A 5835-nucleotide genomic window follows, 5' to 3' on the forward strand; every position below is an offset into this window, starting at 1 on the left:
GGGGGCTTGAATTGCGAGGTCGCTCCCCTTCCCGCCCCAAACCCCACCCATTCCCCTACGACGCTTTAAGCGGTGCGGACTGCGTCCGCGTTAAATTTAAATTGCGACTGCGTCGCATAAAATTCCACCAATAATAAAATTCTTTCGTGCTTAAAATTTTAAAATTCCAAGCGCAAAAGAATTTTGAAATTCCAAATACGATAAAATTTAAATGGCGGCGGAATTTTAGAATTCCTATTAGTAGCAAAATTTCAGAATTCTGATCGGCAACAGAATTTCAAAATTCCGTAAATTTAAGCAAAATTCTGAAATTCCATAAATTTAAAACGATTAAATAAGGAGGCCTCATTGAACCCGATTACCGAAAAGCGCAGCGTTTCGGGCTATTACTACGCCGAGGATCGCGAGTATGTGTACTTCGTGACGGACGCGCCACGCGAGCAAAACTACCGCTTTATTTTTGATTCGGGCGCGATCTATTCGCAAGATGACGCGGACGGCGAGGTGCGGCTTAGCAGCGAGGCGGAGTTTTTCGCGGTCGTTAAAAAGATCCTCGCGCAGTACCGCGATAAAATTCTAGAGCACTCCGCAGAGCTTGAGAATTACGAAAAAATCTACACGCGTCGCGGTGATTTTTCAAAATTTATGAAAAGGCACTCTGTCCTAAAATACGAAATCCGCAAGTTTCAAAACAAAATTTCGCATTTCTACGAGGCGCTGCTCATCTGCGGAAACGAGCAGCCGGCGCTTAAAAAGCGGCTGAAAAACTACGCCTACGAAGCGGGCGTTTTCAAAGGCGTGATGAGCGAATACGCCGTCAGGATCGAGGATATCTATCAGTTCATCCAAGGCCTCAAAAACGACAAAATTAGCCGCAACATCTACATTCTCACGATCATCTCGTCGCTGCTGCTGCCGCTAAATTTCATCACGAGCTTTTTCGGGATGAACACGACGGGGCTGTTTTTAAGCGGCTCGGCGCACGGCACGCTCATCGTGACGCTCGCGATGTGCGTGATCTTCGCGGCGATGGTCGGCTTTTTTATGCTTTATGTCAAAAAGCGAAACTAAAGCGGAGGAGTTAAATTTTGAACAAAAACGAGCTGAAAAATTCCCTAGGCAAATACTTCGGCAGGGAGATTGCAGGCGATTTTAGAGTGCTTAAAGAGCACGAGATCGCGCTCTGCAACGACGCGGCGAAATTTCCTTTTGAGGGCGATAGCGGGCTGCTGCGCGAGTTTTGTATCTTTGCAGACGGCGGCACCGGCGATCTTTGGCTGCTAAGCTCTGGCGGCGAGATCGCGTTTTACGACCATGATCTGGAGTTTTTGTCCGAGGCAAATTTGAAAAAATTCGATCTAAATCTTGAAGGCTGGCTAAAGATCGCGGAGCTTTTTTGCAAATTTGAAGCCGTTAGTGACCCGAGTAGCGCGCAAAAGGCGGAGTTTAAGCAAAGCGTAGCTAAAATCTGCCCGCAAATTTTAGAAATTTGGGAAATTTAGGCGCTATTTGCGGCGCCTAAATTTAATCGCAAAACAGGAGAAACAATGAAATTTATCGCATATTACGACTCGCCGCTTGGTAAAATCACGCTCGCGGGCGATGAGGCGGGGCTTTGCGGGCTATGGTTCGAGGGAGAGAAATAGGTGCGGCATCATGAGCGCGTTTTAAGTTATGTTTTGAATTTTTAAATTTAATTAAAATTTTTTGATCTAAATTTACAATCTACAGAAATGAAAATTTATGGATTGAATTTTATTTGAAGCTAGAATATGAGTTTAAATTTCGGCTCGTAAAGCAGATTAAATTTAAACGCCGTTTTAAAATTTAAAGAAGCGCCGGGTTGGCGATAAAGTTATCGCCGCACCCTAGCGCTCGTTAAGCTTAGCCGTTGCGCTTTTTGATGATCTCTTCGCCGACGTTCTTAGGAACCTCGTCATAATGATCAAATTCCATCGAATAGGTCGCGCGACCCTGCGTCTGAGAGCGCAGATCAGTCGAGTAACCAAACATCTCCGAAAGCGGGCAGAACGCGTCGATGATCTTGTTGCCGCCGCGCTCGCTCATATTATTGACCTGTCCGCGACGTTTGTTTAGATCGCCAATGACGTCACCCATATACTCCTCAGGGGTTTCTACCTCGACCTTCATCATAGGCTCCAAGATTACGGCGCCTGCTTTTCTAGCGCCCTCTTTAAAGCCCATAGAAGCGGCAAGTTTGAATGCCATCTCGGAGCTGTCGACTTCGTGGTAGCTTCCGTCATAGACCGTTACGCGCACGTCTTCAACAGGATAGCCCGCCAAAACGCCGTTTTGCATCGCCTCTTGGCAGCCTTTATCGACTGCGGGGATGTATTCTTTAGGGATCGCGCCGCCTTTGATATCGTTTACGAACTCATATCCGGTGCCAGGCTCCAAAGGCTCTAGGCGCAAAAATACGTGACCGTATTGACCGCGACCGCCCGATTGCTTGGCGTATTTGTACTCTTGCTCGACCTTTTTGCGGATAGTCTCGCGATATGCGACCTGCGGCTGTCCGACCTCAGCTTCTACCTTAAATTCTCTAAGCATTCTATCTACGATGATCTCAAGGTGTAATTCGCCCATTCCCGAAATGATCGTCTGTCCGCTCTCTTCGTCGGTCGCAACCCTAAAGCTTGGATCTTCTTGCGCTAATTTTTGAAGCGCGATACCCATTTTTTCTTGATCGGCTTTAGTTTTAGGCTCTACCGCTACGCTGATAACGGGATCAGGAAATTCCATACGTTCTAAAATTACTTTATCTTTTTCGCTAGCTAGAGTATCGCCCGTAAGAGTGTCTTTAAGACCCACGACGGCGCCGATCTCGCCCGCATAAAGCTCCTTGATCTCTTCGCGTTTATTCGAGTGCATCCTTAGCAAACGTCCGATACGCTCTTTCTTGCCCTTGCCAGTATTTACGACGTAGCTGCCGCTCTCTAAAACGCCGCGATAGACGCGCACGAAGGTAAGCTGACCTACGAAAGGATCGGTCATAATCTTAAATCCTAGACCCGCGAACTCGCCCTCATCGGTAGAGCTTACGTGAACCTCGCTGCCATCCTCATACTGGCCTTTAATCGCAGGCACTTCATCGGGTGCGGGCAGATAATCAACGACTGCGTCTAGCAGGGGTTGAACGCCCTTGTTTTTAAATGCGGTACCGCACAGCATCGGGAAAAAGCTTAAGCTTAAGCAGCCCTTTTTGATACCTTTTTTGATCTCTTCGATGCTTAGCTCTTCGCCGTTAAAATACTTCTCCATCAAAGCTTCGTCCGTCTCGGCTACCGCTTCAATCATCTTATCGCGATACTCTTGCGCTTTTTCTCGTAGCTCGGTAGGAATTTCGACGGTCTCCGGAGCCGAAGGACCCTTGCTATCGTCCCAAACGAGCGCTTTCATAGTAACTAAATCAACGACGCCTTTAAAATCATCCTCGGCGCCGATCGGAATTTGAATCGGAACCGGATGGGCTTTTAGTCTATCTTTTACCTGCTGCTCGACATTGTAAAAATTCGCGCCGACGCGGTCCATTTTATTTACGAAGATGATGCGCGGAACGTGGTATTTATTCGCTTGTCTCCAAACGGTCTCACTTTGCGGCTGCACGCCGCCTACGGAGCAAAATACTGCTACCGCACCATCTAAAACGCGCATCGAGCGCTCAACTTCGATCGTAAAGTCGACGTGGCCCGGGGTGTCGATCAAATTTATCTGATGATCTTTCCAAAAGCAGGTAGTCGCCGCAGACGTAATCGTAATGCCGCGCTCGCGCTCTTGCTCCATCCAGTCCATCGTAGCGGCACCCTCGTGAACCTCGCCGATCTTATGGCTCATACCGGTAAAAAATAGAATTCTTTCGCTCGTAGTCGTCTTTCCGGCATCGATGTGAGCGGCGATACCGATGTTTCTAACCATATGTAAAGGGGTTTTTCTTGCCATAATGCCCTCCTACCAACGATAATGCGCGAAAGCTTTATTGGCTTCCGCCATCTTGTAGGTGTCTTCTTTCTTTTTAAACGAAGAGCCTTTAGAATTTGCGGCGTCCATAAGCTCGTAAGCCAGGCGCTCTATCATAGTACGCTCGCTTCTTTTTCTCGCAAAAGAGATGATCCAGCGGATAGCCAAAGCCTGCTGGCGAGCCGGTCGGACCTCGATCGGAACCTGATAAGTTGCGCCGCCTACACGACGAGATTTTACTTCCATCAAAGGCTTAACGTTATCGATGGCATCGTTAAAAATTTCTATACCTTTCTTCTCGCCGCCTTTATTGTCGATGAAATTTAAGGCGCCGTACATGATCTCGGTAGCGACGCTCTTTTTGCCGTCGAACATAAGCGAATTAATAAATTTTGTGATTACTTTGCTGTCATAAATCGGATCGGGCATAACTTCCCTAACGGGAGCTTTTCTTCTTCTCATTTTATTCCTTCAAATTTTAAAATTTTACTCAAACTCGGCAAAATCTAGTGCCGGTCTGTTTAGGCCAAACTATTTTTTAGGTCGTTTAGCACCGTATTTTGATCTTGCAACGGTTCGTTTTGCAACGCCTGCAGTATCGAGCGCACCGCGGACGATGTGGTATTTAACGCCCGGTAGGTCCTTTACGCGACCGCCGCGAACTAGCACGATAGAGTGCTCTTGTAGATTGTGACCTTCACCGCCGATATAGCTGATGACTTCAAATCCGCTAGTAAGCCTTACTTTGGCAACTTTACGAAGCGCAGAGTTTGGCTTTTTAGGGGTCGTGGTGTAGACCTTAGTACAAACTCCTCTTCGTTGAGGGCAATCCTTTAGCGCCGGAGACTTCGATTTCTCGGTAATCTTCTTGCGCTCTTTTCTGACCAATTGATTTATGGTTGGCACATCTTTCCTTTCACAAAAATTTATTCAAAAAGATTTGGATTATACTTTGTTTAAACTTACAGAAACGTAAATTTAACTAAATTTTAATCTCTAATCAGTACAAACTCTCCGCCGCCGCAGATTACTAGGCAGATCGCGGCAGAAAGATACAGATATACGATTTCCAGCTCAAATCCGCCCACGCCGGTAAGCGCACTCAACGGAGTATGTAGGACGTATATTATCATGAGCACGTTTGCGATCACAAGCAGAGCGCCTATGCGGCAAAATACGCCTATGATTATCATCGCGGGCGCCAACACCTCGCCTACATATGCGCCATAAGCCACCAGATCCGGAATTCCTCTGGCTACCAGCATCGATTTTACGCCGTCTATGCCGTGAGTGAGCTTAAAAATTCCATGCATTAAAAGACAAACTCCAAGCCCCAACCTGACAAACAACAGACCGAAATTTATGTTGATCATATTCATGTCTCATCCTTTAAATTTAGGGCTTGCGCCCAAAATTATTTTTTGAGTTTAACTTCCTTATCTTTATACAGACCGGTTCCGACCGGAATTATACGACCTAAAATTACGTTTTCTTTCAAGTCCTCTAATCGGTCAAATTTACCCGCGATACTAGCCTCGGTTAGAACCTTCGTAGTCTCTTGGAAGGATGCCGCCGAAATGACGCTATCGCTTCCAACAGCTGCACGAGTTACGCCCAGCAGTACGGACTCTGCAATCGCAGGCTCGCCACCAATTTTTATAATACGCTCGTTTTCTTCTCTAAATCTGCGGCGGCTAATGAGATCACCGACGATTAGCTGAGTATCGCCGCTATCGACGATTCGGACCTGGCGGAGCATCTGAGATACGATAATCTCGATATGCTTATCGCTGATAACGACGCCTTGAGAGCGATAAACCTGTTGAATTTCGCTTATCAGATAATAATGCAGCGCCT

The 5835-nt window shown here is 46.8% G+C and carries 8 protein-coding genes; 3 read left to right on the forward strand and 5 right to left on the reverse strand.

The genetic code is table 11. The features are described from left to right. Window positions 1-348 precede the first annotated feature (348 nt). The 3 genes from Q0198_RS00005 to Q0198_RS00015 are packed head-to-tail and all read left to right on the forward strand — an operon-like array spanning window position 349 to window position 1646. A complete protein-coding gene (locus Q0198_RS00005; RefSeq protein ID WP_297893547.1) occupies window positions 349-1071 on the forward strand; it encodes a CorA family divalent cation transporter in 723 nt (240 codons plus the stop codon). Between the two features lie 17 nt (window positions 1072-1088). Continuing rightward, on the forward strand, window positions 1089-1502 hold the full coding sequence (locus Q0198_RS00010) for a hypothetical protein (RefSeq protein WP_297893550.1): 414 nt from the start codon (window positions 1089-1091) through the stop codon (window positions 1500-1502). A gap of 45 nt (window positions 1503-1547) precedes the next feature. Then, complete coding sequence (locus Q0198_RS00015) at window positions 1548-1646, forward strand: hypothetical protein (protein WP_297893552.1); 99 nt, start codon at window positions 1548-1550, stop codon at window positions 1644-1646. A 238-nt stretch (window positions 1647-1884) separates the two neighbouring features. Here the strand turns inward: Q0198_RS00015 and fusA are convergent, their stop codons facing one another. The 5 genes from fusA to Q0198_RS00040 all read right to left on the reverse strand — a co-directional run. Further along, window positions 1885-3960 (reverse strand): elongation factor G, encoded by a 2076-nt coding sequence (gene fusA / locus Q0198_RS00020; protein ID WP_297893555.1) that lies wholly within the window; start codon window positions 3958-3960, stop codon window positions 1885-1887. Window positions 3961-3969: 9 nt separating this feature from the next. After that, window positions 3970-4440 (reverse strand): 30S ribosomal protein S7, encoded by a 471-nt coding sequence (gene rpsG / locus Q0198_RS00025; protein ID WP_177386837.1) that lies wholly within the window; start codon window positions 4438-4440, stop codon window positions 3970-3972. Window positions 4441-4509: 69 nt separating this feature from the next. Further along, entirely contained in the window at window positions 4510-4884 is a 375-nt protein-coding gene (gene rpsL / locus Q0198_RS00030) for a 30S ribosomal protein S12 (RefSeq protein WP_297893558.1), read from the reverse strand. Between the two features lie 83 nt (window positions 4885-4967). Next, the gene (locus Q0198_RS00035) at window positions 4968-5357 is read right to left on the reverse strand and encodes a DoxX family protein (RefSeq protein ID WP_297883011.1); all 390 of its coding nucleotides are present in this window, start codon (window positions 5355-5357) and stop codon (window positions 4968-4970) included. A gap of 35 nt (window positions 5358-5392) precedes the next feature. Further along, the coding region (locus tag Q0198_RS00040) for a hypothetical protein (protein WP_297893560.1) at window positions 5393-5835 on the reverse strand (443 nt) is incomplete at its 5' end.

It is taken from the genome of uncultured Campylobacter sp., assembly GCF_938045205.1.
GTDB lineage: Bacteria > Campylobacterota > Campylobacteria > Campylobacterales > Campylobacteraceae > Campylobacter_B.